This window comes from Halioglobus sp. Uisw_031 (assembly GCF_047729875.1).
Classification (GTDB): domain Bacteria; phylum Pseudomonadota; class Gammaproteobacteria; order Pseudomonadales; family Halieaceae; genus Marimicrobium.
The window spans coordinates 3,557,074-3,580,361 of record NZ_CP159826.1; the positions used below are offsets into that span (position 1 = coordinate 3,557,074).

Genomic DNA, 23,288 nt, shown 5'->3' on the forward strand with positions numbered 1-23,288 from the left:
CGTCGATGGCTGCCCACACATCACCAAGTGGTCAAAATCTGAGCGCTAGGCTACAAATGCCCAAAGCGCGCTCTAAAGAGACTAAAGTGTTCTTATTATGAGCTATATGGCTATTTCTTGGCTAGCGCAGACCGCTGCATAATAAGCACAGGCGGCCAGTATACTCTCACACTGCGGTGGTAGGCTCCTCCGCAACCGGCGAACGGGTCAACAGCTTCATCAGCAGTGCTCGCATCCACTGGTGGGGTGCGCTACGGGAAGTGCGGGTGTGACGCATGAGCGACATCTTGCCTCTGTTGGGACTGTGCGTGTTATGAATCATGCTCTGCAGCTCTGCTGGCAGCTCTTGACCCAAAATACGCTCATGGTAGAGACCGCTCTCTTGAAAACCCGCATTAGCCACTAGTAACGAGTCCGTACGGGTGAGTACGCCAACGGCTGAGGAAAACTGTGTCGTTTCCAAAACGATGGTGCGAAGCACGCCATACTCGCCAAGCACATCATCCACCATGCTGGTGTTCCCCCGCGCCAGACCAGGAAGATAAAGACGCAGATGCGGATAAGCGAGAAAATCATGTAAGTCCATTTGCTTATCCTCCAATGGATGGCCAACACGCATGTAACAGCGCGGTGCGATGGCAGCAATGGGCTCTGCATGAATGTCCCGCTCCGTCTCAAGGGAGACGAAAGCGGCAAAGTCTGCCTCGCCCTTTCTCAATAGTTCTTCAAAATTGGGTGGTACCTCTGCCATCATAATCTGAACAAGCGGTGCTATGACTGACAACTCCGCCATCAGACTCGGCAATAGGGACTCGCACAAAATGGGTGGCATCAACAACTTGAACGAGCCCGCATAGGTATTAGGGCTGAAGTCCGCGTCACCCAACACATGTTCTATGCTTTCCAGCAGATCAGGGAGCTCCCGACGCAATTCCTCCGCGCGCGGTGTTGGCACGAGGCCGTGCGCAGTGCGGGTGAAAAGCTCGTCTTCAAACGTGTCACGCAATCTCTGTAACGTCCTGCTCATCGCCGGCTGGGACACGGACAAGCGCTCTGCCGCTCGCGTGACATTATGCTCTTCCAGAAGAATCTGTAGTACAACTAATAGATTAAGGTCGGTGCGGATTAACCTGCGAGAAATCATTGCAGCCCCTAGAAATAACTTTAAGTTATATCTAGAGCTTAACAAACTACTGTGAACGAATCACCTGCCAAAATCACAAAGTGTCAACTCTATGGCCGACACTCATGCGGCCTGCTACCATGAGCGCGCAACCCGGCACTCGGCCACGCCGGGGAAACCTTTTTATACCCAACTGCGACTTCATCTAGAGGAATACCATGCGGATTACTAATATCCTTGCCTACGCAATATTGTCACTCACCGTTCTAGGGTGCAGTGGGGTCGAGATACAACCGGCCGATACTAACCGTTTCATCGCCGGCAATTATCTCTACTACCAATGGCGCACAGATGCCCTACCAAGTGACGTTAGGTCCTCTGACCCAGCGTACGCCATTGATCCGGTGATGCGGCGCGACGTTAATGCAGATCTCCAGAGCAAAGGCTATGTGCTGAATCCAGAGCGGGCCCAGTTTACCGTGGGCTATATTCTTATGAATGGCATGGTCCAAGGGGCGACCAGCGACTTGGCAAGCAATATTTCACCCTATCCACGCGTCACACCCAACCGTCAGATCGATCAGGCCAGCGTGGACAACGCTATCGCCTTAGGCGGCGTAAAAGAGACGAACAATATTATTCTCCAGTTCAACGACAAGACAAGCAATCAAGAAATCTGGCATGTCACTCTGACGAAAATAGTAGAGGATGCCAACAGCGTTGACACATCGCGTATCAACGACAACCTTACGCAATACCTGAAACGGGCACTGAAATCATTACCGCAGGCACCTCGCTCCTAATGCATCCCACGCCGGCAAGGGGGTAAACTTCCGGGTTAACACAATGCGGCATGGGCGAGCACTCGCTCGTTCACGATGTCCCCAGCGGTATTAACCAGCAACTCTTCGAGGGACACATTGTCCACTCCCGACACTTCGCGTCCTGAGGGCGCCCAACTGATTACGCGCCTATCAAAACCGGACTCTTTTAAGTGCTGGTGCGGTAACGGCCGGGTGATCACGGCTTTTTTAAGTCTATGTGCGTGTATCTCCAACACCCATAAAACTAGAGTGTCGCTGCCGTAAGACCCACTGTTTTTACCAGGTTGAGCTGCCATTCGCGTAACTGTTCGAGTGCGTACGGATCGCCTTGAGGGAGGTTGCCCCACACCGGTTGTGGCCAGCAGGCGTCCTTTGAGTGTCGCCCAATAATATGCAGGTGCATGGTCGAAACCACGTTGCCCAGTCCGGCAAAATTCACTTTGTCAAATCCCAGCTGCTGCTTAATGAACCGCGAGACCGCTGCACATTCTGCCAATAGGGCCTCACGCTGGTCATCGGGCAGATCTAGGACGTCATGCATCGGTGTCTGTGGAACCAAGATAAACCAGGGAACGGCGGCGTTGCGGTTAAGCAGAACGGCTGATGCGCGAAGCCAACCAAGGTGGTGACAATCTGCCAGCAATTGATTGGGGATATTAGGCTGAGTCATAACGATAGTCTCTTATACTGATGTATTGATAAGGCTGCCAAGTGAGAAATTTTAGCGCTCAGCCAACGCTAGAGTTCATTGCAATAACCTCTACTAGATTGTTATGCCGCCATCCACAGTAATGCATTCGCCGGTGGTATAGCTACTGGCATCGGACACGAGGTAGAGTACCGTGCCAGCCATTTCACTGGGCTCCGCGTGGCGCCCCATGGGAATAGCCTGCACCGCCATTTGATAAATATCCTCGTTGCTAAATAACGCGCCTGCAAACTTGGTCTTGGTAAGACCTGGCAACAGCGCATTACAGCGAATACCAAAGGGAGCACACTCTTTGGCAAAGACTTTTGTCATGTTGACTACCGCCGCCTTGGTGATGGAATAGATTCCCTGCATAGGTCCGGGCTGCAGTGCACTGATCGATGCGGTGTTAACAATGGCGCCGCCACCGTACTCCCGCATGAGCTTGCCGGCTTCTATCGACATGAAAAAGTAGCCGCGAATATTCACTTCAACCGTTTTGTTGTAGGCACCGAGATCGGTGTCCAACACATGCCCGAAATACGGATTGGTGGCGGCATTGTTCACACAGATGTGCAGTTTGCCATGTGCCTTGCGTATGTGCGCGAAGAGCTCCGCAATCTGATCCATCGTGCCCACATTGCAGGCAAAGGCCTCCGCGCTCCCACCCGCCTTGCAAATCTCGTCAGCCACTGCAGTACAGTCGTCGATCTTGCGACTTGAAACAATCACATGGGCGCCCTGCTCAGCCAGCAGCTTAGCGATTTCCTCGCCAATGCCGCGGCTGGCGCCGCTCACTAGGGCAACCTTGCCGGTCAAATCAAAAAGTTGTGTCGCCATGTCATTACTTCCTCTGCCTTTATTCTCAGTCAACCATGAATTTTAGCCTTGCCAACGCTTTACCTGATCAAGATCGAGGTCAAAAAGGTCAAGCGCACGACCGACAGTCTGGGTGACCACCTCATCCAGGGTCTGCGGCCGCGTGTAGAGCGCCGGGACCGGGGGTGCTATGACCGCACCCATCTCCGACAATTGGGTCATGGTGCGCAAATGACCTGTGTGCAGTGGTGTCTCACGGACCATCAATACAAGCCTACGACGCTCCTTCAATACAACATCCGCAGCACGAGTAAGAAGGCTTGAGGTAACACCGGTAGCGATTTCAGACATAGTGCGCACCGAGCACGGAGCAATCAGCATTCCGGCAGTGGGAAATGACCCACTGGCGATGGATGCACCGATCTGGTTGACAGGGTGCACCTCGCTGGCCAGAGCTTCAAGCTCCGCAAGAGACAGGTCCAACTCATAATGCAGGGTGAGTTTTGCAGACTTACTAATCACTAAATGGGTCTGTATCGAACAATCGCGTAACAACTGCAGGGCTCGCAAGCCGTATACAATCCCGGATGCACCGCTGATGCCCACAATAATAGGCTTGGACATGAAGCTACCTCCACTCTCTTGCGTTATGTCGACTCCAGGAGTCTCAGGACAAAAATTTATTTCGCCGGTCGTCGATCACGAGGTGGTGTCCGAGAACCACTGTCAGGTTTTTCTTCGCCTTCCAATCGTACTTGCGGACGCGACGCTCGACTTTTGCCACTTGCAGGTTTTCGTTTCCCCGCAGCGCCAGGCGACAATTTTTCAGGTGAGTTGAGTCTAGATATTTGCAACCGCTGACCGCTGATCCACACTGTTTTCAAATGCTTCATGAGTTCTTTTGGCATACCTTCAGGCAGATCTACAGTGCTGTAATCAGCAAAAATTTCGATGCGACCAATATGCTCACTGTCGATCTCCGCCTCGTTGGCAATTGCGCCAACGATATTGCCGGGTTTTACGCCATGCGTATTGCCCACTTCAATACGGAATCGCTCCATGCCACTGTCTAATCTGTCTTTTTCGGCCTGAGTCTTGCGTTCAGGGTTCGCTATCGCCTCTTTCGCCCGCTTGGTGTCAGCGGGCTTTCGGTCATTGTCCTTGTCTTTATCCCGCCTAGACTTGCCACTGGCGCTGCGCCCGGGCTCGCTAGCAGCACTCTTTTTATCATGCTTCGGCGCTGCTTTGACCTTATCCTGTAATGGCTTTTTGCCCTGCGCCAGCATGCCCAGTGCTGCCGCGATCTCCACCACCGGCACGCCATATTCGTGCTGGTAATCCTGCACGAGTTTCCTGAATATCTCGAGGTCTTCTGTATCCAGTGTTTCCGTGATGCGCTGCTTGAACTTTCCTACCCGCTTGTCCGTCACTTCCTCGACTGTCGGTAGTTCCATTTTATCTAAGGTGTTGCCGGTGGCTTTCTCTATTGCACCCAGCAACCGGCGCTCACGACTAGCTGCAAATAAAATAGCATCGCCCTTGCGGCCAGCTCGACCTGTCCGCCCGATACGATGGATATAAGATTCTACATCCGAAGGAATATCGTAATTGATGACGTGACTGATGCGCTGCACATCCAGCCCGCGCGCTGCCACATCAGTAGCGACAACAATATCGAGTTTGCCGTTCTTAAGATTCTCTACGGTCTGCTCACGTTGCTTTTGCGGGATATCCCCATTCAAAGCTGCCACGGAGTAACCACGCGCCGACAGTTTGTCTGCCAGCTCAGCAGTCAGTATTCGGGTGCGCACAAAGATCAGCATCCCGTCAAAATCTTCCACCTCCAGAATGCGGGTCAGCGCATCGAGCTTATGCATGCCCGCCATCATCCAGACCCGCTGGCGAATTAAATTCGTGGTAACGGCCTTGACCTTGATCGCGACTTCTCGCGGATCACGCAGATGACGTTTTGCAATACGACGGATGGCATCAGGCATCGTGGCGGAGAACAGAGCAATCTGCCGCTCCTGCGGCGTCTGCTCTAAGATCCACTGCACATCGTCGATAAACCCCATACGTAGCATTTCGTCGGCTTCATCGAGCACCAGCGTTTTCAACGCGGACAAGTTTAGTGAGCCACGGCGCATATGATCCATTACCCGTCCGGGTGTGCCGACAACAACATGCACTCCGCGCTTCAACTGACGCAACTGGCCGGTGTAATCAGAACCGCCATAGATGGGCAGCACGTGGAACCCCGGCATATGCCGTGCATATTTCTGAAACGCTTCGGCGACCTGTATAGCCAACTCTCGAGTTGGCGCCAACACCAATACCTGTGGCAATTTTAACGTGAGGTCCAGCAAAGCAAGAATAGGCAGCGCAAATGCTGCTGTTTTACCAGTCCCCGTCTGGGCCTGGCCCAGCACATCAACACTCTCGAGCATAAGTGGAATGATTCGAGCCTGAATCGGCGACGGTGTTTCGTATCCGACATCAACCAGGGCTTGTTGCAGGGGAGCGGGCAATTCCAGTTCTGAAAAACTGGTTACCGCATCTGAAGAGGACATGATGAGTACCTTGAAGGGGGTAAGAGACCCACTATAGAAGCGGCCGCAGAGTATACAGGGAAATGCGGCGGGTGTCGCTTTAGCTCCTGGCTAGTCTACGTAGTGCTCCAAGAGGACAAGAGCCCGGCTCTTCAGCCGTAAACGCTTTCCTCGGACAGCAAATACCTAAAAACCTGTCTTATTGCCCTGACTATGCTCCAGCATCGCCTTCATCTTCGTATGTAACAGGTTAACCGCCTTGAGAGGGCGCACCATAACCTTAAACTCGACAATTTTTCCCGCGTCATCAAAGGTCATGATATCAACCCCGTTAATAACAATGCCATCCAGATCACAGACAAACTCCAGTACCGCATGTTGTGGTGTCACCACTTCTTTTACATAGCGAAAACTGTCATTGAACACGCCGAAAGCGGCGGTTAGATACGCTCGAGTTAGCTCCCGTCCCTTTTGGGGTGTGTGCACAACAGGTGACATAAATACACAATTCTCTGCCAGCACCTCTTCCAGACGATCCATCTCACGACCGCGCGATATCTCATGCCACAACTCTACGGTATTCATTCCATTCACCCCTTGCTAGATCTCCGGCAGCTAAATATCTGTTTCCTGTACAAACTCTCGCTCGATTTGTTGTTGTAGCTCATAGCGCGCAACACCCTTGCTGTGGCTCGATTCGCGCAGGCGCTGCCTGTATCGACCGGTGCGATAGTACTTGACCAGTTGAGGAAAACGCTCTGGCTCTATCTCGCCGGCAATCAGCTCCTCAATAAACGCAATATCAATACCTACACGGTAGGCAATTCGACTGGGCCTAATCTTGTGCGAGTGAAACTCAGCCACAATATGGAGCTGCTGCTCTCGTGAATGCGTGCACAGCCGAGAATAGCCATAGGGTGGCGACGGAGTGCGGGTATCTTGGTGCGAGGTATCAGTGCTCATCGGCAATTTTTACCATTTCATCACCAGAATGCCAAGCCCGAGCAAGCTTCAGTCCCTGTAAGTGCCAAATAAGTGACTTTTCTGGTTAATTTTCGTACATCAGAGGTCTATACTTGCGCGCTAGTATCGAACCCCCAAGTGCGCCGCAATCACATAGCGAGAAACACACCATGAATGCAGAGCAGCAATTACCCACCCTAGGTGACTCTGAACAGAAAATGAATAGCACCCTTCAAATGCAGCGCGATGCCTACCTCAAGGAAGGTATTGTCTCGGCAGAGATACGCATTGACCGGCTGCAGCGCGGCGTCGATGTTTTAATCAAGTACAACGAAAAAATCACAGATGCTCTGAATACCGATTTCACCTGCCGCCCCCGCGAGGTGACCCTACTAACTGACGTCGGGGCAGGGATAGCGCCCATGAAGCACGCCATCAAGCATCTACGCTCTTGGATGAAACCGGAAAAACGTCCCACCATGTTTCCCTTTAACCTTGTCGGCGGCCGCTCTCGCATCGAATACCAGCCCTTGGGCGTAGTCGGTATTATTGCGCCATGGAATTTCCCGGTCAATATGGTGTTCGCGCCTCTTGCCGGCGTCCTTGCGGCAGGTAACCGGGCCATGATCAAGCCATCGGAGTTTACCCCTGCCACTTCCGCGCTGATGGCAGAAATGATCGCCGAGGCCTACGACCCCACGGAGGTCGCCATATTCGATGGCGGCCCGGAAGTCGGCCAAGCATTTTCTAACCTGCCTTTTGACCACATGATCTTTACCGGGGCCACTTCGATCGCCCGCCATATCCTCACTGCTGCAGCGCGTAATTTGGTACCCGTGACATTGGAGCTAGGCGGGAAATCGCCTGTGGTGATTTCCCGCAGCGCTGATATTGAGAAAAGCCTAGGGCGTATCATGACCGGCAAGACACTCAATGCAGGACAGATTTGCCTCGCGCCAGACTACCTTTTGGTTCCCGAAGAGAAATTGCATGAAGTTATCGCCGCCGCGCAAAAAGCGGTCGCCCAGATGTATCCCAGAATCCTGGACAACCCGCAATACACCTCTGTGATCAACGAGCGTCATTTTCAGCGTCTCAATGGCTATCTCGCCGAAGCAAGCGAACGCGGCCAAAAAATTATTCCTATCAATCCCGCCAAAGAGGATTTTAGTACGCAGCAGGGCACGCTGAAAATACCACCCACACTGATCCCCGAACCTGCGGATGACCTAAAAATGATGGAGGAGGAATTGTTCGGCCCGCTGCTCCCTATTCGCACCTATAACAATTTCGAAGAAACTATCAGCTACATCAATAGCAAGCCTCGCCCACTCGCTGCGTATTACTTCGGTGATGACAAGCAAGAAGAAACTGCCTTGATCAGTCGCACCACCTCCGGAGGAGTCTGCATCAATGATGTCGTTATGCAGGTCGCACAGGAGGACCTGCCGTTTGGTGGTGTCGGCCCCAGCGGGATGGGGGCCTACCATGGACTCAAAGGCTTCCAGACGTTCAGTCACGCCAAGTCCATCTACCGTCAGGCCAGCATCAATATCGCCAAACTGGGCGGCATGCTGCCGCCGTATGGCAAGGCCACAGAGAGTACGATCAAAATGCAGCTAAAAAAGTAGCTTTATTTCTTACAGCGTTCAAGCGGACCATGAGAAGGCTAACCAAGATTCTTTCATGGCTCGGTCGAACGGACTATCCTCCGCCGGGTTGCGAATACGTTGCCCAACCATGAACACCAAAACAGGAAGTCATTTTATGCTACGAACTCTTCTTATCGGCAGTATTTTTTTACTGAGTGCGTGCAGTGTCGAACCCGGCACCGCGAAATGGTGCTCCAGCAAAAAGGAGCAAGCGAAGAGTGAATGGTCGGGGTCGGACGCGGCCACTTATGCCCAAAACTGCTTGTTCGATGGCTCGGCCGTGGGTTCTAAAAATTGGTGCGCGGATTTGTCGGCAAAAGCCAAGGGCGAATGGACCATAAACGAAGCCGAAAATTACGCCAAGAACTGTCTTATGTAGCAGGCTGGATCAGCAGTGTGGGTATCCCAAGGCCATGGCTCTTAAGCGTCGCCACAAGGGTTCCGGGTTTTCTTCCTTCCCGGACACTTGAGACGGCTACGCCACGCGCGCCAGCATCGCGGATGACAGTCGCGAGATCAGCGCATTGATAGGCTAGGCCCCAAAAGGCGTTGTCGCTGACGCCGCCCTTATCAGATTCGATCACTTCCAGCGTTAGTTTACCCGTGCGGAAAAACAGCATACGGCCGCCCCATTCAGGCACCGTTTTATCCAGAGCCAGGCGAACGCCCAGCTCATCGGAAAATAATTTAATGCAGGCCTGGGCATCGTTGGTGCGCAAAACCACATGATCAACCGATAATCCCGCGTATTGTGCCTCGGCACGCAACTGACGAAAATTGGCCGTTGAATGGCCCCCACAAATACGAACATCGAGTCCCATAGCGTTTGGCATCGCTTGGTCTAGGGGGCCGGCCTCGGGCAATCTCAACACCATACCCTGAACACAAGGCTGACCCACAGTGCCTTGCACCATTTCTATCACCGTATTAGGCAAGCCCCACCTGGCTGTCGGTTGTCCTTGTGGTGATTCAGCCATGAAAGGTGGTGTCGCAAATAGCTGCTGGTACTGCTCGGCTGCCGCACCCAGTTCCGGCACAGCAATGACGATCCTATCAAACGTTACGGCCATTGCCTGTCCTTTGAACACCCTATCTATGCGATCTATCATAAAAGATTTTGGCTTAATGTGTTGATCAGAATTACACTTGTGCCGCGGGTTTATTTTCTGGCCGGCAATTAAGCGAGTCCGCCAGCGGCCACCCAACTTGCCGCTACCTATTTGAAGCTACAAGGGAAATCTTTAATGTCTAAAACAATAGCAAGACTCATCCTGTCAGGCCTTGTGGCGCTCGGGCTGGCAATCCCTACCTATGCTACGGCGGGTGACACGCTGCAGCGCGTAATTGACTTTAAGGTACTGAGGGTTGGCATGTCAGGCAATCAGCCGCCCATGACGATGATCAGTCGCGATGGCGGCATGATGGGTTTTGACGTAGATCTTGCCAAGGCTCTAGCGATCGCGATGAAGGTAACGCTAGAAATCGAAGTAATGCCTTTTGGTGAGCTGATGGAGGCACTGGAGAAAGACAAAATTGATATGATACTGTCAAACCTGTCGATAACACCGGAACGCACTGAACAGGTCTCTTTTGTCGGCCCTTACATGATGTCCGGCATATCTATACTGACCGGAAGCACTGCCCTAGGCAAGGCATCCTCAGTCGAGGAATTCAACCGCAAAGGCCTCAAACTACTCGCTGTGAGCAACTCAACACAGGACTCTTTCGTAACATCCAATGCACCAGAGGCGACCCTCATCGAAGTGCCGAGTTACGACAAGGGTGTGGCAATGTTGATCGCCGGCCAAGCAGATGCCATGGTCGCAGATATGACACAGTGCGTCTTGGCCACGCTGCGCTATCCCGACGCAGGCCTAACCACCTTGAGCAAGCCATTGACCGTCGAGCCTATTGGTATTGCGGTCAGTAAAGATGACGCGCAGTTTTTCAATCTGGTTGACAACTACCTGCGCGCCTATGAAAAAACGGGCGTGCTGACCCAGCTGCGACAAAAATGGTTTGAAGACAATACCTGGATAGCGTCCCTTCCCTGAGAACATCTTGTTGCCGCGGTTACCAGCAAAGGTGCAGATAATCTATTCCGTCCTTTTTGTTGCGCGTAGATATTCAGCACGCGCCATCGTATTGTAGATCCATTATGAAGACATCCAGCCCAATCGTTATCGCGCATCGCGGAGCCAGCGGATACCTCCCTGAGCACACACTGGCGGCAAAAGCCATGGCGCATGCTATGGGAGCCGGCTTTATCGAGCAGGATGTGGTGCTAAGCAGGGATGGGACCGCCATCGTGCTGCACGACATCCATCTCGATTGCACCACGGATGTAGCGCAGTGCTTTCCCGATCGCGCCCGAACCGATGGGCGCTTTTATGCCATCGATTTTGACCTGCAAGAGATCAGGCAGTTGCGGGTACACGAACGGACCCACCTCGATATCGAGCGCAACGGGCTGGCCGTATTTACCGAACGGTTCCCGACGCAGCCTGCTTTGTTTCAGGTTCCCACCCTCGCCGAGGAAATCGCTATGCTCGCGGGGCTTGACCGCAGCCGCGGGCAAAGCACCGGCCTGTATATCGAACTCAAGTCACCCAACTGGCACCGGCGCGAAGGGCTGGACCTGTCGGCCGCTATCCTTCAAGTGCTGGATGAGACGGAGTATTGGAATCGCCCTGAACAGGTTTTTCTACAGTGCTTCGATGACCAAACGCTGCGCCAATTACGCCACGACCTAAAGGCACCCCTGCCGATGATCCAGCTTATTGGCGAGAATAGCTGGGGCGAAGATAGCGAGGTGGACTATGACTACCTCCGGACGCCGAAGGGGCTATCTTACGTGGCCAGTTATGCTCAGGGGATCGGCCCCTTTATACCCCACATTTACCTCGGTAAAACGGCATCGGGCGACGTCCACCTCAGTGAATTAGTGGAACTGGCGCATGCACGTGGGCTTCTGGTGCATCCCTACACATTACGCCGCGATGAGCTGCCTAAAGGCATTAATAGTTTCACCGAGTTGCTGGATATCCTCATCGACCAAGCAGGTGTCGATGGCCTGTTCACTGATTTCCCCGATATTGTGGTCGATTTTCTGCGGACAGGTAGGATCATTTGATGACTTTTCATGAAATCAGGCATTACCTGCTCAGCAAACCGGAAGCGCAAGAAGACTTTCCTTTTCGCCTCCCGGTGGCCGTTATGAAAATCCAGTCAAAGATGTTTGCCACCCTGGCGGAAAAGGATGGGGTTGTCAGTATGAACCTAAAATGCGACCCGCATGAGGCATTGATCCTGCGTGACATTTTTCCGGCAGTAAAGCCCGGCTACCACATGAACAAACGACACTGGAATACAGTGGTATTCGATAGCAGTATTCCCAAGGGCGAGATTGAACGCATGGTCGATAATTCATACGCCCTTGTAGTACAGGGGCTGCGCAAGGCAGAGCGGTATGCGCTAGAGGTTCGCCATGGTCGGGTTGCGCTCTATGCAAACGCCGAAGCTTAACGGTGCGCGCTCACAAACCGCTGCCAGAATGCATCAGGTACTAGCGTGCCGACGTCTAACAGGGCATTATCGTGGCTGTCTTTTTACCGCACAATACAGAGCCTGCTTTTCAGCCGCGAGGTATTTGGGTTGAAGCGCCAACAACGGAAACCAACGTGAACCCAAAGGTCATCAGACGCACTAAGATCGTCGCCACCGTCGGACCCGCCAGTGATTCGGACGACACCATCGCCAAGCTCATCAGAGCTGGCGTCAATGTATTTCGCCTCAATTTTAGCCACGGCACCACAGAGCAACATACTCTTGTGGCGAGCCGAATTCGCAAGCAGGCCAGTATCGCCGGCCAATACGTCGGTATCATGGCGGATTTACAGGGTCCAAAAATTCGTATCCGAAGCTTCCGCAACGACTTTATTGAGCTTGCCGCCGGCGACCGCTTTCATCTCGACCTCGACCTTGGTGCCAGTGAGGGCGATATTCGCGGCGTGGGGCTGGAGTATGAGCCGCTGTGTTCCAGTGTCGTGCGAGGCGACATTCTACTGCTGGATGACGGGCGCATCCGCTTGCGAGTAGACAACGTCGAGGCTAGAGCGGTCGAATGTAGTGTTCTTATTGGTGGCAAACTCGGTTCACGCAAAGGAATCAACCGTCTCGGGGGGGGACTGGCAGCGCCAGCCCTGACCGCAAAGGACCTCACAGACATCGACAGCCTGAGCGCAATCAGCCCGGATTTCGTCGCCGTGTCGTTTGTTTCCACGGCTGAAGACATCTTCCAAACCAGAGAACGATTGCTACAGCATCACCTAAAACCCGCCATCATTGCCAAGATAGAACGCGCAGAGGTGGTTGCCGACGCCGGCCTGCTCAACAGTATCGTGATAGCCTCAGACGGGGTGATGGTGGCCCGCGGAGATCTGGGTGTCGAAGTTGGTGATGCTCAGTTGATCGGCATACAAAAGGAACTCATCTCCCTCGCACGCACCATGGATCGGGTCGTCATCACCGCTACCCAGATGATGGAATCGATGATCAGCAGCTCTATGCCGACACGTGCCGAGGTATTTGACGTTGCCAACGCCGTACTCGACGGCACGGACGCCGTCATGTTGTCGGCAGAGACTGCTGTTGGTGATTATCCGGTCGAAGTTGTCGAGGCGATGGCAGATGCTGCGCTGGGTGCCGAGCGTCATCCGGTCGCCAGAAGATCCAAATCCCGTCATGACGCCGAATTTTCCAGTGCTCAGAGCGCCATCGCCCTGTCAGCGATATACGCCGCCAACCGCTACAGTAACGTGCGTGGCATTGCCTGCCTTACCGAATCTGGCGCCACCCCACTGCTCATGTCACGTCTAAGCTCGGGCTTGCCCATTTTCGCGCTCAGTCAACGCAGCGAAACACTGCAGAAGCTCTCTCTGTGTCGCGGTGTCGTGCCGCTGTTTTTCGATGCTGCCGCTTTCGAACAGGATACTGTGGATGGCCGCGCTATTGAGTTTTTACTGGATGGTGGCTATTTGCAAAAAGGCGACTCCATTATCCTCACGAAAGGGGCCGTCATAGGAACCGCGGGTTCCACCAGTATCATGCAGATCCTACCCGTGTATTAAGCCTATGCCATTGACAAAATCCAACGCCAACCGGCTCGTAGCGGATATGGGTGGCACCAACACTCGCCTCGCACTGTTCGACCCATTGGCAAACGAATTACGCTCGCTGAGCCACTATATCAATCGAGACTACGCCCAACCCGAGGACATTATCGGTGCATGGTTAAACGCCTTGCGTGAGCCGCGGCCAACGGCGTGTTGCTTGGCCGTAGCGGCGCCACCCTTTGGCGACCAGGTCACCATGCTCAATATCGACTGGTCATTCTCCTGCCGCGAGATGGCGGAGCACTTCGAGTTCTCCGCATTGCGCTGTATCAACGATTTTGAAGCTAACGCCCATGCACTGCCCCACCTAGCGGACCACGACCTGACAACCCTGCATTGCGGGAAACGAAGCGCGAGCGGCAAGCTGGCGACGATCGGCGCCGGCACCGGGCTGGGCGGAGCGACACTGACCCTCATTGGGGGAGCGCCCATTGCGGGCGCAAGCGAGCCGGGATATATGGGGTTGACTGCCGCCACCGACGTCGAACTGGAGCTTTTTCGCTACCTACTGCGACAGTACGGAGAAATTTACGCTGAGCTGCTATTATCAGGGCCAGGCCTGCAGCGCCTCTACCAATCACTCGCCGACATTCAAGGCAAGAACCTCCCATTATTGGCTCCAGAAGCGATATCTGCCCGCGCGCTCACCGGACAATGTGAGTTGTGTACACTCACTCTCAACACTTTTTGTGCTCTACTGGGCTCAATCAGTGGTGACTATGTGCTTGCCAACGGCGCCTATGGCGGGCTTTATCTCGCGGGAGGGGTTCTGCCTGACATGATCCCGTTTTTACAAAACAGCACCTTTGTGCAGCGTTTCCAGAACAAAGGTAAGATGCGTGATCATCTAGCAGATGTGCCGCTTTACTCCATTACCAGTGCCGTTACCGGCCTGCTCGGTGCCGCACACGCACCCTTATAGCCCTTGATTGAAGGCCACAGTGCGGGGAATTTGGGCCATTACGGGGTGTTATTGGCTGAAAATAGTTGTAAAACGGCCCTGTTAATCGTCAATTATGGTGCTACACTTATTTTTGCTGACTAAATTCAGCGGGGTTTATGCTCACGGTCGAAGTTCCAGCATGGTCATCGGTACGTAAATCATAAATAAAAATAAATAGAAAGGCACCTAGGCATGGTGGTGCTGCTCGCTATACAGGTAAATATTATGTCTAAGACAAATGGTACGGTGAAGTGGTTTAACGAAACCAAAGGGTTTGGCTTTATCGAGCGTGAAGATGGTCCCGATGTGTTTGTTCATTTCAGCGCTATTCAAGGCGATGGTTTCAAAACTTTGGCTGATGGCCAAAAGGTTGAATTCGACGTTACGGATGGCCAGAAAGGCCCTCAGGCCGAAAATGTAGTCCCTATCTAAAGCCGAAAGGTTGCGGAGTAAAAAAGGAGCCCTAGGGCTCCTTTTTTATCTATCCACGCATTGGCCTCGCCTAAAGCCTAGGGAGTTTTTATCCTTCGCCTGGCACTGCGCCTTCTTTCGACTCAGGCTCTTCCTGCATGAGTTCTGCCTGCAGTGCTGCCTCTTCTTCTTGCATTGCTTCATCCTCATCTTGCAGCGATTTTTGCCGCGCCAGTTCAGAGTCCATGTAGCCGATCCACTGATCAGCGTAGGCAACTGAGCGCTCATCGCGGCCTGCCGCTATAAAGGCCTCGCGCGCCTTTTCATATTGCTCATTGTTGAAATATGCCATGCCAAGCACCAGGCGTGCAGTATCCGGCCGCTTCACACCGCCGCGGGACAAACCCTTATTAATCGCGGTTATCGATTGTTTGAATTGATCATTATCCAAATAGACATTGCCGAGGCGGACATAAAGCTCTCCCTTAGACGACTTAGCTGCAGCCTTCTCCATGGCAGGAATTGCCTTGTCGAGCTCTTGCGATTGACGCCAGGCATTGCCGGTTAGCTCCCAGTTTTTGGATGTGCCTTCGATCGATTCATTTTTAAGTCCCTTGTCCATTACCTTGGCCGCTTTGTAAGGCACATCGGCGTTCAAGTAAAGATAGGCCATTGTTATCTGTTCATTACCCTTATCCAGCATATTTTGCACATACGCCGTTTCCATCGCAGCCAGCTGCTGAGACTCTTTCTTCTGCTCGCCATACAGATGGGAAATCTGAACCCAGTACTCCTTCTTGGGGTAGTGCTTCAGTAACTGCTCCAGCACAACGACCGTACTATTGGTGTCATTCTTTTCAAAATACAGGTAGCGGGCCAGGTTGTACCACTGCTCTCTGGGGACCTTTCCCGCCTCCTCACTCATGCTGATTGCTTTCTGCACATTCATCAGGGACTCGTCATAGTCTTTGACCTGATAGTACCCCTGAGCCAACAACACATAGGCATTGGCGTTGGGTGTATCGGTCATTTCAAACCATTTAATGAGAGCATTGATGCCTTTTTGCCACTGCTCCTGCACAAAGTACAGCTGGGCAATGGTAAATCGTGTGTTGATTTCCATCGCCAGCGGGATGTCCGGCTGAGCCACGACCTGCTCATAAGATCGCAACGCCCCGGCATAATCTTCCCGGGAATACTGGATAAAGGCATACAGGTTATAGACGTTCGCCAGCTCATAACTGTTCAACGACTTCTTGCCGTCCGTTGCGATCATCTCATCAAGGATTTGCTTAGCGGTGGCAAGGTCTTTGGCCTCCGCGGCAACTTGCGCCTCCGAAAGCTTCTCATAAACACTGTTGCGCAGGGCCGGGGTGCGACGTGTCGCCTCTTGCGACTTCTCTTTCTTTTCCGCCGCGAACGCACTGGAAAACGGCGATAGGCCGACATCAGTTTGCAGCTGCGTCACGGCGACTTGAGCGGCAAACAGAGGGACCGCAAAAAGCGCAGCGCGTGTCCAGGTAGTGGCTTTAAACAACGTCATAACGCATTAACCGTTTACTATTCCAACTCATAAGTGAACTTGTTTCGCACGCCTGCCACTTCGATAGGCTCGCCATCGACCACACGAGGCTTATACTTGAACTTCAAAGAGGCCTTAACAGAAGCCTTGTCAAAGACGCCACTGGGCTGACAGTCTACTGCCCGTGGATCGCGAATAGCGCCAGAAGTGGTGACGGTGTACTCAACAATACAATAACCACTGATACCGCGAGTCTGTGCCCTTCTGGGATAAATAGGCGCCACTTTCACAATAGGCAAATATTCGCCATCACCCTGGGCCATGGTGCCGGTACCGATGGAGATGTTGATATTGGCCCGCGGTGCGACATTCTCGATGTCGACGTCCATGTTAACGTCGAGTTGCTCCATCTCCATGTCCGGCGGAGGCTCTTCCGGATCTTCCGCCTTGTCCGGTTTCGGCGTGGAATTCTGCAACTCAATGTCGTCGGGAAGCCGCACTAGCTCGGCAACCATGCGGTCATCTACCTCAGGGTTGACGAAATTACCATCGATAAGCGTGCGCATGATCAAGAACAGCGCCACAACCACGACGATCGCCAGCAGTATCGAAATAGCCGTTCTAAATAGACTACTCTCCATCTCGCCTACCCCTTCTCGTCAGTGGAGATGCACACGGTCGGGTCTAGCAAGTCCTTGATCTTATCCAACAACTCGCTGGTCGCAAGCGTACTCGCCTCCGCGTCAACCTGTATCACAAAATTCGCCTTAGGGGCTTCTATCTTGGCAGCCTCTGCGGCACTCGCGACGCGAGCCAGCGGTATCTCCTTCTTGTCGTAGTGAATCTTACCTAAGGCGTCTACCGCAAATATAATGGTGCCTCGCAGACAACGATCAGCAGTAGCCGCCTCGATTCTCACGATTTCGGGGCCAGGTTCCTTCACAAAAGTCGACGTCACGATAAAAAAGATGAGCATGATAAACACGACGTCGAGCATCGGCGTCAAGTCAATGTCACCTTCACCACCTCCATCCTGCGGTGCTAAAGGGCCCCTGGTTCTGCGCCTGCTCACTGCGTGCTCTCCGCCGGCCAATTTACCTGCTTTACGCCCGCCTCGCGGGCGCCATCTGCAACAGAGATAAGCGTTTTAGAAGACGCGCCAGCCTCCGTTATAATCGAAAAGCCCTGTTCCGGATCCGAGGCCAACCGCTGTGCTACGCTCGACCTAACAGCCTTAATATCGACAATCCGATCATCCATCCAGATCTGGTCATTGCCCCTTATGGTAACAACGATACTGGTAGCATCAGACTCAGGGGGATCAATATTGGTATCGGGCCGGTTTATATCAACACCGATCTCCCGTAGGAAAGACGCCACTACGATAAAAAAGATCAGCATAATAAACACCACGTCCAGCATGGGTGTCAGGTCGATCTCGGCCTCATCGGCATCTGCGTTTCGGTTTGTTTTGCGCATCAGTGTAGCTCTATCAGTGATCCGTTGTCAGGTTGTCCCACAAGAGCTTGCCCTCACGCTGGGCAATCCGGGTGACATAGGTATTGGCGAACACGCCGGACAAAGCCGCTACCATCCCTGCCATCGTGGGGATTGTGGCCTTCTGGACACCTTCGGCCATGGACTTGGCGTCACCACCGCCGGTTACCGCCATGACATTGAACACTTCTATCATGCCCCACACTGTTCCCAGCAGTCCCAGCAACGGGCACAACGCCACCATCGCCTTAATCATGGGCATAAACTGATTAATCTGCATGCTGGACTGAGAGAGCAGCATGCTGCGGATCTGCTTGGCTTCCCAGGACTTTCTCTCCGCGCGGCCCTCCCACTTGGCAATGACTTTGGTGGCATCTTGCTTCCAAGCAAACTTCAGGTACCACACGCGCTCGAAAATCAGGGTCCACATCACGAACAGCAGGGCAGCAATCAGCCAAAGGACCTCGCCACCCTGTTCCATGAAAGCGAGCAGCACCTGAGCTAAACCGTCCATATCAAGACCTCAGTTTAGCTTCAGTGTGCTCCGCAATCATACCCGTGGTCTGCTCGTCCAGGATGTGAATGATCCGTTGGGCGCGACCGTTCACGATGGTGAACATCAGTACGGTCGGAATCGCTACCAAAAGGCCCAGCACGGTGGTGATCAAGGCGCTAGAAATACCCCCGGCCATAGCCTTGGGATCACCCGCACCAAAGATAGTAATGGCCTGGAAGGTCAGAATCATACCCGTCACCGTGCCCAGCAGCCCCATTAGCGGCGCAATAGCGGCGATAATCTTCAGAAGGGTAAGACCACTCTCCAGCTCCGGCGTTTCCTTTAGCACACCCTCGGACAGCTTCAGCTCCAGGGTCTCAGTGTCCATATTGGGATTGTCCTCGTGTATCTTTAGCACGCGACCCAAAGGATTATTGGTGTTCGCCTTGTCTGACCTAAGCTGAGCACTCACCCTCCCGCCCACGGTGGTCAATACGGAGAAGCGGTAGATGGCCAACAGAAAGGCAAAAATACCCAACGCGGTGATGGCATAGCCGACGTAACCGCCCTGATGCCAGCGCTCTGCTATTGTCGGCGTACCAATGATGGCCGCCAGATAAGAGCCGCCAGTAGGGCCGGTAGGGTCCACGCCGAAGGGGTTCAGTCCGCCCGAAGCAGAGGCCAAGGCGGCAGCCCAACCGGTGTAGGGACCACTAGGTTGGCGCGCTAGCTCACTGAGCTTCCCGTTCTGAAAGCTGAGATAGTTGCCGTCCATATCGACGATATTGAAAGAGCCCACGCGCAGCACCTGGCGCTCAGTACTCTCCCCCCCGGGCGAAGACACATCCGCTGAGAACGTGGTTACCGCGCCGGTCTCGCGGATTTCGCGCAACAGCTCGTACCACACCCTCTCGATCTCCTCAATACTGGGTAGGCCCGTAGAATTGTTCATCCTTTCTACAAGCTCTTGCAGAAAGACTTCCCGGCCGGGATACTGAGCCGAGGCCAGCGAATAATTCTCGAAGTTGGTTATCAGATCTCCGGCAGCCGACGTGAGATGTCCAAACAGCTCCTTCAGAGTGCCGAGCTTCTCAGTCAGTAATTCTTCCTTGGCAGCGATCAGAAGCTCGTTTTCTTCGAAGGCGTTTTCCAGCTCAGTAGAGAGCGCTTCTTGGCGAGCACGCTCGTCCTGCGCCCGTTTCAATTCTGCAGCTTGGCCGGCTTTATCATTGGCAAAGCGCTGTTCCCGCTGTCGGTTTTCCCTGGCCTCCGTGGTCTGGCCCTGCTTGACAAAGCCCAACAACTCATCCAAAGATTTAGCCTGCTGCGCAAGTGCGGATCCACCTGAAACTGCCAGTGCGCCGCAGAGTGCGAGGGCAGCACCTTTTACCCATTTAATGCTCATCGGTTAGCCTCCGGTGCTGCTATGGGCATTTTCAATAAATCAGTTGTTGCCTGCTTGTTCACAATTGCAATGCCCTTTTTAATGGCGGCGTCGTAGTCGCTCGAAGGCAGTGTCACCCAGCTCCTGGAGGTATTGTCCCAGGCGCCGTTCAAGGCGCCATCCGATGACCGATAGGCAAGTGCGATGCGGCCCACTTGTAGAAAATCTACTTCTCGCTCGCTGCCGTCGGTGTCAATCGGCCCCTTATAAGTACTGATTGTGCGGCCGTACTGAAGCTCGATATTGTACGCTTCGAGTACCGCACGAAATATTTCTGCCGTGTCCAGGTTATCGCGATCAAGACTGCTGCGCAGCATCTGCACGCGCGCTAAGCGTTCTTTTTCTTCAAACGGTACATCCAATTTTATAAAAGCCTCGAGCCCGTCTAGCATACGGGGGACCAGCGGGGGTATCTGCCGGGCAATGACCGTCGACTTATCGATATCTGCCTCGATCCCGGCGATGCGCGCGACTTGGTTATCAATTTGGCGCTGCAGGCGAGCGTTGTAAACCTTCAAGCCATCGACCTGCTTAGTCACCGTCTTATAGTCAGACAGTAAATCACGGGTTTCATCGGCCAGCCGGTCAATTTTCACCTGCGAATTGCGCGCGGCGTTGTTTTTGGATTCGCCCACCGCCAGGATGGAGTCCAATGTGGTGGCTTGCACCGTTGCCACAGAACCGCCAAGGGTGCCTGCGGTAATCAGCGTGGCGATTAAGACTTCTTTCAATCGATGCTTAGTCATGGGAATAGTGCTTCCTATAATCCAACAGAGTGATTCACAGCTAACGAGGATAGACCGAATTCATCTTCAATACCGATGAAAATTAGTCTCAACAAACCGAGAAAGGCAATTTAAACCAAGTCGGGGGGTGTTTTCAATCAATGTCCTACAGCATTCATTATAATCCATGCGAGTGTGTATTTTAGTTACACTTTTTACGGCCACTTTATTTCAAAGTAACACTATTTGCGGGGCGGCGCCTGCGAATCAACATCGACGGATTCATAGCACAAAAAGCTGTAATCATAAGGGTTGGGCGCCTCAGCAGCGCAATACTCCCGACTGACCTCCCGCCACCTAGCCCAGTCAATAGGCGGCAACACAGCATCGCCCTCGACGTTCGCGTGGACCTCTGTGACGTAAAGGCGGTCGGCGGCAGGAATCGCGGCCTGATAGATCTGCGCGCCGCCAATCACGACGGCCTCCTGCGCACCGTCAAGCAACGCGATACTCGCGGCCAGTTCCAGCGCCTCATCGAGGGAATACACCACTTTCACACCCTCAACCTGCAGCCTCATATTGCGTGTAATCACAATATTAGTGCGCCCCGGCAGCGGCCTGCCGATAGACTCAAAGGTCTTGCGGCCCATGATGATGGGCTTGCCCATGGTGACACGCTTGAAATAGCGCAAGTCTTCTGGGAGATACCAGGGCAGAGCATTATTGTTGCCAATAACGCCGTTTTCAGCAGCGGCCACCATAACGGACAGCCTGATCACACCGCTACCGGTGCTGCGATGTGAGCGTGAGGGTTGTAGTCCTGTAAGTCGAAATCTTCGAATCGATAATCATAGATGCTGTCTGGTCGACGCAGAATATTGATGCAAGGAAGCGGAAGCGGCTCTCGGGTCAACTGCTTTTGCACCTGCTCCAGATGATTATTGTAGATATGGGAGTCGCCGGTACAAATGATAATTTCTCCTGGCTCCAGATCACACTGCTGCGCCAACATCAGGGTAAGCAACGCCAGGCTGGCAGTGTTATAAGGCAAGCCCAAAAAGGAGTCGCTGGAGCGAATCATCAGCTGCGCAGACAGCCGTCCCTCTGCCACATAAAACTGATACAGCAGATGGCAGGGCGGCAGCGCCATGCGACCGGCCTTCACATTCTCCTGCGGGCTCATGCGCTCATCGGGCAGGAATTCGACATTCCAAGCGTGAAACAGAATGCGACGACTGTCCGGATTATTGCGCAAGCAATCGATCACATAGTCGATTTGATTGATTGTACTGCCATCACGTGTAGGCCACGCGGTCCATTGGGCACCATAGATAGGCCCAAGCTCACCCTCCTCGGTGGCCCACGCGTTCCAGATAGAGACGCCATTCTCCTTCAACCAACGGGTATTCGTATCCCCGCTGAGAAACCAAAGAAGCTCGTTAACGATGCTCTTAAAGTGCAGTTTCTTGGTTGTCAGTAGCGGAAACCCGGTGGCGAGATCGTGACGATACTGGCGTCCGAAGACAGACAAAGTACCGGTGCCCGTCCGATCTCCCTTGCACACACCGTGGTCGAGAACATCCTGCAGCAGCTCCAGATATTGTTTCATTTAGCGCCTTTCGCCTTCCGTTGCGGAGCCGCCCCGTTCGCATTGCGATAAGCCATAGCAATCAGGTAGAGCCCCAACACCACCATGGGCAGTGACAGTAGCTGTCCACGGGTCATCCATCCCATCGCCTCGAAACCAATGTGTCGGTCTGGCTCCCGAAAAAACTCTGCAATAAATCGCAGGCAGCCATAGCCTAGGGCAAAAACTCCAGCAACAGACCAGGTCGGCCTTTCACGAGACGAAAACCACAGCATGATGACAAACAATAGCACCCCCTCTAGGGCAAACTGATACAGCTGTGAGGGATGTCGGGCGAGTTGCAGCGGATCGCGCGGAAAAATCATTGCCCAGGGCGCGTCAGTGGGCCGCCCCCACAGTTCCTGACCGATAAAGTTTCCCAGACGTCCGAGCGCCAGACCCACTGGCGTCAGCGGCGCGACAAAGTCCATCAGTGACCCAAACCCTATTTTGTGGCGACGGGCAAAAAGGTACATGGCAAACAGTACACCTAATAAACCGCCATGAAACGACATGCCACCCTGCCAAACGCGTAGTATCCAGGTGGGGTCTTGCAGCAGCTTTTCACCCCCGTAAAAGAGGGCGTAACCCACCCGACCGCCAAGTACGACACCCAGCGCGGCATAAAAAATGAGGTCGTCGACCTGATCACGCTGAACCGCCGTCCAGGGCAATCGGCTGCGCCGTGCCGCCAGCCACCAGGCAAAGGCCAATCCGGCCAGATAAGTTAGGCCATACCAATGTACCGTTAATGGCCCCAGGGAAAGGGCAACAGGGTCTAGTTCAGGATATGGCAGCATGGTTTCACTTCAATGAGTAGCCAAGAAATAA

The 23,288-nt window shown here is 53.4% G+C and carries 27 protein-coding genes; 9 read left to right on the top strand and 18 right to left on the bottom strand.

Annotated features, from left to right (window positions below):
* Positions 1-166: 166 nt before the first annotated feature.
* Positions 167-1,144 (bottom strand): LysR family transcriptional regulator, encoded by a 978-nt coding sequence (locus tag ABXT62_RS16020; protein WP_415356317.1) that lies wholly within the window; start codon positions 1,142-1,144, stop codon positions 167-169.
* Positions 1,145-1,341: 197 nt separating this feature from the next.
* Here ABXT62_RS16020 and ABXT62_RS16025 point away from each other — a divergent pair, with 197 nt between their 5' ends.
* Entirely contained in the window at positions 1,342-1,926 is a 585-nt protein-coding gene (locus tag ABXT62_RS16025) for a hypothetical protein (RefSeq protein WP_415356318.1), read from the top strand.
* Positions 1,927-2,191: 265 nt separating this feature from the next.
* On the opposite strand, the gene ABXT62_RS16030 is transcribed toward ABXT62_RS16025, so the two are convergent.
* From ABXT62_RS16030 to ABXT62_RS16055, 6 genes are all read right to left on the bottom strand, one after another.
* Positions 2,192-2,617 (bottom strand): HIT family protein, encoded by a 426-nt coding sequence (locus ABXT62_RS16030; RefSeq protein ID WP_415356319.1) that lies wholly within the window; start codon positions 2,615-2,617, stop codon positions 2,192-2,194.
* A 93-nt stretch (positions 2,618-2,710) separates the two neighbouring features.
* On the bottom strand, positions 2,711-3,475 hold the full coding sequence (locus tag ABXT62_RS16035) for an SDR family oxidoreductase (RefSeq protein WP_415356320.1): 765 nt from the start codon (positions 3,473-3,475) through the stop codon (positions 2,711-2,713).
* Positions 3,476-3,517: 42 nt separating this feature from the next.
* On the bottom strand, positions 3,518-4,078 hold the full coding sequence (locus ABXT62_RS16040; RefSeq protein WP_415356321.1) for a UbiX family flavin prenyltransferase: 561 nt from the start codon (positions 4,076-4,078) through the stop codon (positions 3,518-3,520).
* Between the two features lie 56 nt (positions 4,079-4,134).
* Positions 4,135-6,024, bottom strand: coding sequence for a DEAD/DEAH box helicase (locus tag ABXT62_RS16045; RefSeq protein ID WP_415356322.1), 1,890 nt, complete (start codon positions 6,022-6,024; stop codon positions 4,135-4,137).
* 165 nt (positions 6,025-6,189) lie between these two features.
* Positions 6,190-6,588 (bottom strand): nuclear transport factor 2 family protein, encoded by a 399-nt coding sequence (locus ABXT62_RS16050; protein WP_415356323.1) that lies wholly within the window; start codon positions 6,586-6,588, stop codon positions 6,190-6,192.
* A gap of 30 nt (positions 6,589-6,618) precedes the next feature.
* Complete coding sequence (locus ABXT62_RS16055; protein ID WP_415356324.1) at positions 6,619-6,966, bottom strand: hypothetical protein; 348 nt, start codon at positions 6,964-6,966, stop codon at positions 6,619-6,621.
* Positions 6,967-7,136: 170 nt separating this feature from the next.
* Here ABXT62_RS16055 and ABXT62_RS16060 point away from each other — a divergent pair, with 170 nt between their 5' ends.
* Entirely contained in the window at positions 7,137-8,597 is a 1,461-nt protein-coding gene (locus tag ABXT62_RS16060; RefSeq protein ID WP_415356325.1) for a coniferyl aldehyde dehydrogenase, read from the top strand.
* A 136-nt stretch (positions 8,598-8,733) separates the two neighbouring features.
* Positions 8,734-8,997: a DUF3012 domain-containing protein gene (locus ABXT62_RS16065; RefSeq protein ID WP_415356326.1), complete on the top strand. Its 264-nt coding sequence runs from the start codon at positions 8,734-8,736 to the stop codon at positions 8,995-8,997.
* Here the strand turns inward: ABXT62_RS16065 and ABXT62_RS16070 are convergent.
* Positions 8,990-9,688, bottom strand: coding sequence for a VOC family protein (locus tag ABXT62_RS16070; protein ID WP_415356327.1), 699 nt, complete (start codon positions 9,686-9,688; stop codon positions 8,990-8,992). The genes ABXT62_RS16065 and ABXT62_RS16070 overlap by 8 nt on opposite strands.
* A 174-nt stretch (positions 9,689-9,862) precedes the next feature.
* Here ABXT62_RS16070 and ABXT62_RS16075 point away from each other — a divergent pair, with 174 nt between their 5' ends.
* The 6 genes from ABXT62_RS16075 (at position 9,863) to ABXT62_RS16100 (ending at position 15,167) form a co-directional block, all read left to right on the top strand.
* Positions 9,863-10,672, top strand: coding sequence for a substrate-binding periplasmic protein (locus ABXT62_RS16075; protein WP_415356328.1), 810 nt, complete (start codon positions 9,863-9,865; stop codon positions 10,670-10,672).
* A gap of 104 nt (positions 10,673-10,776) precedes the next feature.
* Positions 10,777-11,751, top strand: a complete 975-nt coding sequence (glpQ, locus tag ABXT62_RS16080) for a glycerophosphodiester phosphodiesterase (protein ID WP_415356329.1) — start codon at positions 10,777-10,779, stop codon at positions 11,749-11,751.
* Positions 11,751-12,143, top strand: a complete 393-nt coding sequence (locus ABXT62_RS16085) for an MmcQ/YjbR family DNA-binding protein (RefSeq protein WP_415356330.1) — start codon at positions 11,751-11,753, stop codon at positions 12,141-12,143. Before glpQ ends, ABXT62_RS16085 begins: the two co-directional genes overlap by 1 nt.
* Positions 12,144-12,298: 155 nt before the next feature.
* The gene (gene pyk, locus ABXT62_RS16090) at positions 12,299-13,747 is read left to right on the top strand and encodes a pyruvate kinase (RefSeq protein ID WP_415358230.1); all 1,449 of its coding nucleotides are present in this window, start codon (positions 12,299-12,301) and stop codon (positions 13,745-13,747) included.
* Positions 13,748-13,751: 4 nt separating this feature from the next.
* Positions 13,752-14,714, top strand: a complete 963-nt coding sequence (glk, locus tag ABXT62_RS16095) for a glucokinase (RefSeq protein ID WP_415356331.1) — start codon at positions 13,752-13,754, stop codon at positions 14,712-14,714.
* A gap of 246 nt (positions 14,715-14,960) precedes the next feature.
* Positions 14,961-15,167, top strand: coding sequence for a cold-shock protein (locus tag ABXT62_RS16100; protein WP_415356332.1), 207 nt, complete (start codon positions 14,961-14,963; stop codon positions 15,165-15,167).
* A gap of 88 nt (positions 15,168-15,255) precedes the next feature.
* Here the strand turns inward: ABXT62_RS16100 and ABXT62_RS16105 are convergent, their stop codons facing one another.
* The 10 genes from ABXT62_RS16105 to lgt form a co-directional block, all read right to left on the bottom strand.
* A complete protein-coding gene (locus ABXT62_RS16105; protein WP_415356333.1) occupies positions 15,256-16,689 on the bottom strand; it encodes a tetratricopeptide repeat protein in 1,434 nt (477 codons plus the stop codon).
* A 17-nt stretch (positions 16,690-16,706) separates the two neighbouring features.
* On the bottom strand, positions 16,707-17,309 hold the full coding sequence (locus ABXT62_RS16110) for an energy transducer TonB (protein WP_415356334.1): 603 nt from the start codon (positions 17,307-17,309) through the stop codon (positions 16,707-16,709).
* A 5-nt stretch (positions 17,310-17,314) separates the two neighbouring features.
* Positions 17,315-17,740 (bottom strand): ExbD/TolR family protein, encoded by a 426-nt coding sequence (locus ABXT62_RS16115; RefSeq protein WP_415356335.1) that lies wholly within the window; start codon positions 17,738-17,740, stop codon positions 17,315-17,317.
* Positions 17,737-18,147: an ExbD/TolR family protein gene (locus ABXT62_RS16120; RefSeq protein WP_415356336.1), complete on the bottom strand. Its 411-nt coding sequence runs from the start codon at positions 18,145-18,147 to the stop codon at positions 17,737-17,739. Before ABXT62_RS16120 ends, ABXT62_RS16115 begins: the two co-directional genes overlap by 4 nt.
* Before the next feature lie 13 nt (positions 18,148-18,160).
* Entirely contained in the window at positions 18,161-18,679 is a 519-nt protein-coding gene (locus ABXT62_RS16125) for a MotA/TolQ/ExbB proton channel family protein (protein WP_415356337.1), read from the bottom strand.
* 1 nt (position 18,680) lies between these two features.
* Entirely contained in the window at positions 18,681-20,066 is a 1,386-nt protein-coding gene (locus tag ABXT62_RS16130; protein WP_415356338.1) for a MotA/TolQ/ExbB proton channel family protein, read from the bottom strand.
* Entirely contained in the window at positions 20,063-20,851 is a 789-nt protein-coding gene (locus ABXT62_RS16135; protein WP_415356339.1) for a DUF3450 domain-containing protein, read from the bottom strand. Before ABXT62_RS16135 ends, ABXT62_RS16130 begins: the two co-directional genes overlap by 4 nt.
* Positions 20,852-21,072: 221 nt before the next feature.
* Positions 21,073-21,591 carry a dihydrofolate reductase gene (locus ABXT62_RS16140; protein WP_415358231.1) on the bottom strand — a complete coding sequence of 173 codons (519 nt, stop codon included), beginning with the start codon at positions 21,589-21,591 and terminating at the stop codon, positions 21,073-21,075.
* 14 nt (positions 21,592-21,605) lie between these two features.
* Positions 21,606-22,439 carry a thymidylate synthase gene (locus ABXT62_RS16145; protein ID WP_415356341.1) on the bottom strand — a complete coding sequence of 278 codons (834 nt, stop codon included), beginning with the start codon at positions 22,437-22,439 and terminating at the stop codon, positions 21,606-21,608.
* Positions 22,436-23,257 carry a prolipoprotein diacylglyceryl transferase gene (lgt, locus tag ABXT62_RS16150; RefSeq protein ID WP_415356342.1) on the bottom strand — a complete coding sequence of 274 codons (822 nt, stop codon included), beginning with the start codon at positions 23,255-23,257 and terminating at the stop codon, positions 22,436-22,438. Before lgt ends, ABXT62_RS16145 begins: the two co-directional genes overlap by 4 nt.
* Positions 23,258-23,288: the final 31 nt, after the last annotated feature.

What these genes read in the sequence shown, in the direction of transcription:
- ABXT62_RS16020 (WP_415356317.1), bottom strand. Translation starts at nt 1,144, where the DNA reads ATGATTTCTCGCAGGTTAATCCGCACCGACCTTAATCTATTAGTTGTA.
- ABXT62_RS16025 (WP_415356318.1), top strand. Translation starts at nt 1,342, where the DNA reads ATGCGGATTACTAATATCCTTGCCTACGCAATATTGTCACTCACCGTT.
- ABXT62_RS16030 (WP_415356319.1), bottom strand. Translation starts at nt 2,617, where the DNA reads ATGACTCAGCCTAATATCCCCAATCAATTGCTGGCAGATTGTCACCAC.
- ABXT62_RS16035 (WP_415356320.1), bottom strand. Translation starts at nt 3,475, where the DNA reads ATGGCGACACAACTTTTTGATTTGACCGGCAAGGTTGCCCTAGTGAGC.
- ABXT62_RS16040 (WP_415356321.1), bottom strand. Translation starts at nt 4,078, where the DNA reads ATGTCCAAGCCTATTATTGTGGGCATCAGCGGTGCATCCGGGATTGTA.
- ABXT62_RS16045 (WP_415356322.1), bottom strand. Translation starts at nt 6,024, where the DNA reads ATGTCCTCTTCAGATGCGGTAACCAGTTTTTCAGAACTGGAATTGCCC.
- ABXT62_RS16050 (WP_415356323.1), bottom strand. Translation starts at nt 6,588, where the DNA reads ATGAATACCGTAGAGTTGTGGCATGAGATATCGCGCGGTCGTGAGATG.
- ABXT62_RS16055 (WP_415356324.1), bottom strand. Translation starts at nt 6,966, where the DNA reads ATGAGCACTGATACCTCGCACCAAGATACCCGCACTCCGTCGCCACCC.
- ABXT62_RS16060 (WP_415356325.1), top strand. Translation starts at nt 7,137, where the DNA reads ATGAATGCAGAGCAGCAATTACCCACCCTAGGTGACTCTGAACAGAAA.
- ABXT62_RS16065 (WP_415356326.1), top strand. Translation starts at nt 8,734, where the DNA reads ATGCTACGAACTCTTCTTATCGGCAGTATTTTTTTACTGAGTGCGTGC.
- ABXT62_RS16070 (WP_415356327.1), bottom strand. Translation starts at nt 9,688, where the DNA reads ATGGCCGTAACGTTTGATAGGATCGTCATTGCTGTGCCGGAACTGGGT.
- ABXT62_RS16075 (WP_415356328.1), top strand. Translation starts at nt 9,863, where the DNA reads ATGTCTAAAACAATAGCAAGACTCATCCTGTCAGGCCTTGTGGCGCTC.
- glpQ (WP_415356329.1), top strand. Translation starts at nt 10,777, where the DNA reads ATGAAGACATCCAGCCCAATCGTTATCGCGCATCGCGGAGCCAGCGGA.
- ABXT62_RS16085 (WP_415356330.1), top strand. Translation starts at nt 11,751, where the DNA reads ATGACTTTTCATGAAATCAGGCATTACCTGCTCAGCAAACCGGAAGCG.
- glk (WP_415356331.1), top strand. Translation starts at nt 13,752, where the DNA reads ATGCCATTGACAAAATCCAACGCCAACCGGCTCGTAGCGGATATGGGT.
- ABXT62_RS16100 (WP_415356332.1), top strand. Translation starts at nt 14,961, where the DNA reads ATGTCTAAGACAAATGGTACGGTGAAGTGGTTTAACGAAACCAAAGGG.
- ABXT62_RS16105 (WP_415356333.1), bottom strand. Translation starts at nt 16,689, where the DNA reads ATGACGTTGTTTAAAGCCACTACCTGGACACGCGCTGCGCTTTTTGCG.
- ABXT62_RS16110 (WP_415356334.1), bottom strand. Translation starts at nt 17,309, where the DNA reads ATGGAGAGTAGTCTATTTAGAACGGCTATTTCGATACTGCTGGCGATC.
- ABXT62_RS16120 (WP_415356336.1), bottom strand. Translation starts at nt 18,147, where the DNA reads ATGCGCAAAACAAACCGAAACGCAGATGCCGATGAGGCCGAGATCGAC.
- ABXT62_RS16125 (WP_415356337.1), bottom strand. Translation starts at nt 18,679, where the DNA reads ATGGACGGTTTAGCTCAGGTGCTGCTCGCTTTCATGGAACAGGGTGGC.
- ABXT62_RS16130 (WP_415356338.1), bottom strand. Translation starts at nt 20,066, where the DNA reads ATGAGCATTAAATGGGTAAAAGGTGCTGCCCTCGCACTCTGCGGCGCA.
- ABXT62_RS16135 (WP_415356339.1), bottom strand. Translation starts at nt 20,851, where the DNA reads ATGACTAAGCATCGATTGAAAGAAGTCTTAATCGCCACGCTGATTACC.
- ABXT62_RS16140 (WP_415358231.1), bottom strand. Translation starts at nt 21,591, where the DNA reads ATGGTGGCCGCTGCTGAAAACGGCGTTATTGGCAACAATAATGCTCTG.
- ABXT62_RS16145 (WP_415356341.1), bottom strand. Translation starts at nt 22,439, where the DNA reads ATGAAACAATATCTGGAGCTGCTGCAGGATGTTCTCGACCACGGTGTG.
- lgt (WP_415356342.1), bottom strand. Translation starts at nt 23,257, where the DNA reads ATGCTGCCATATCCTGAACTAGACCCTGTTGCCCTTTCCCTGGGGCCA.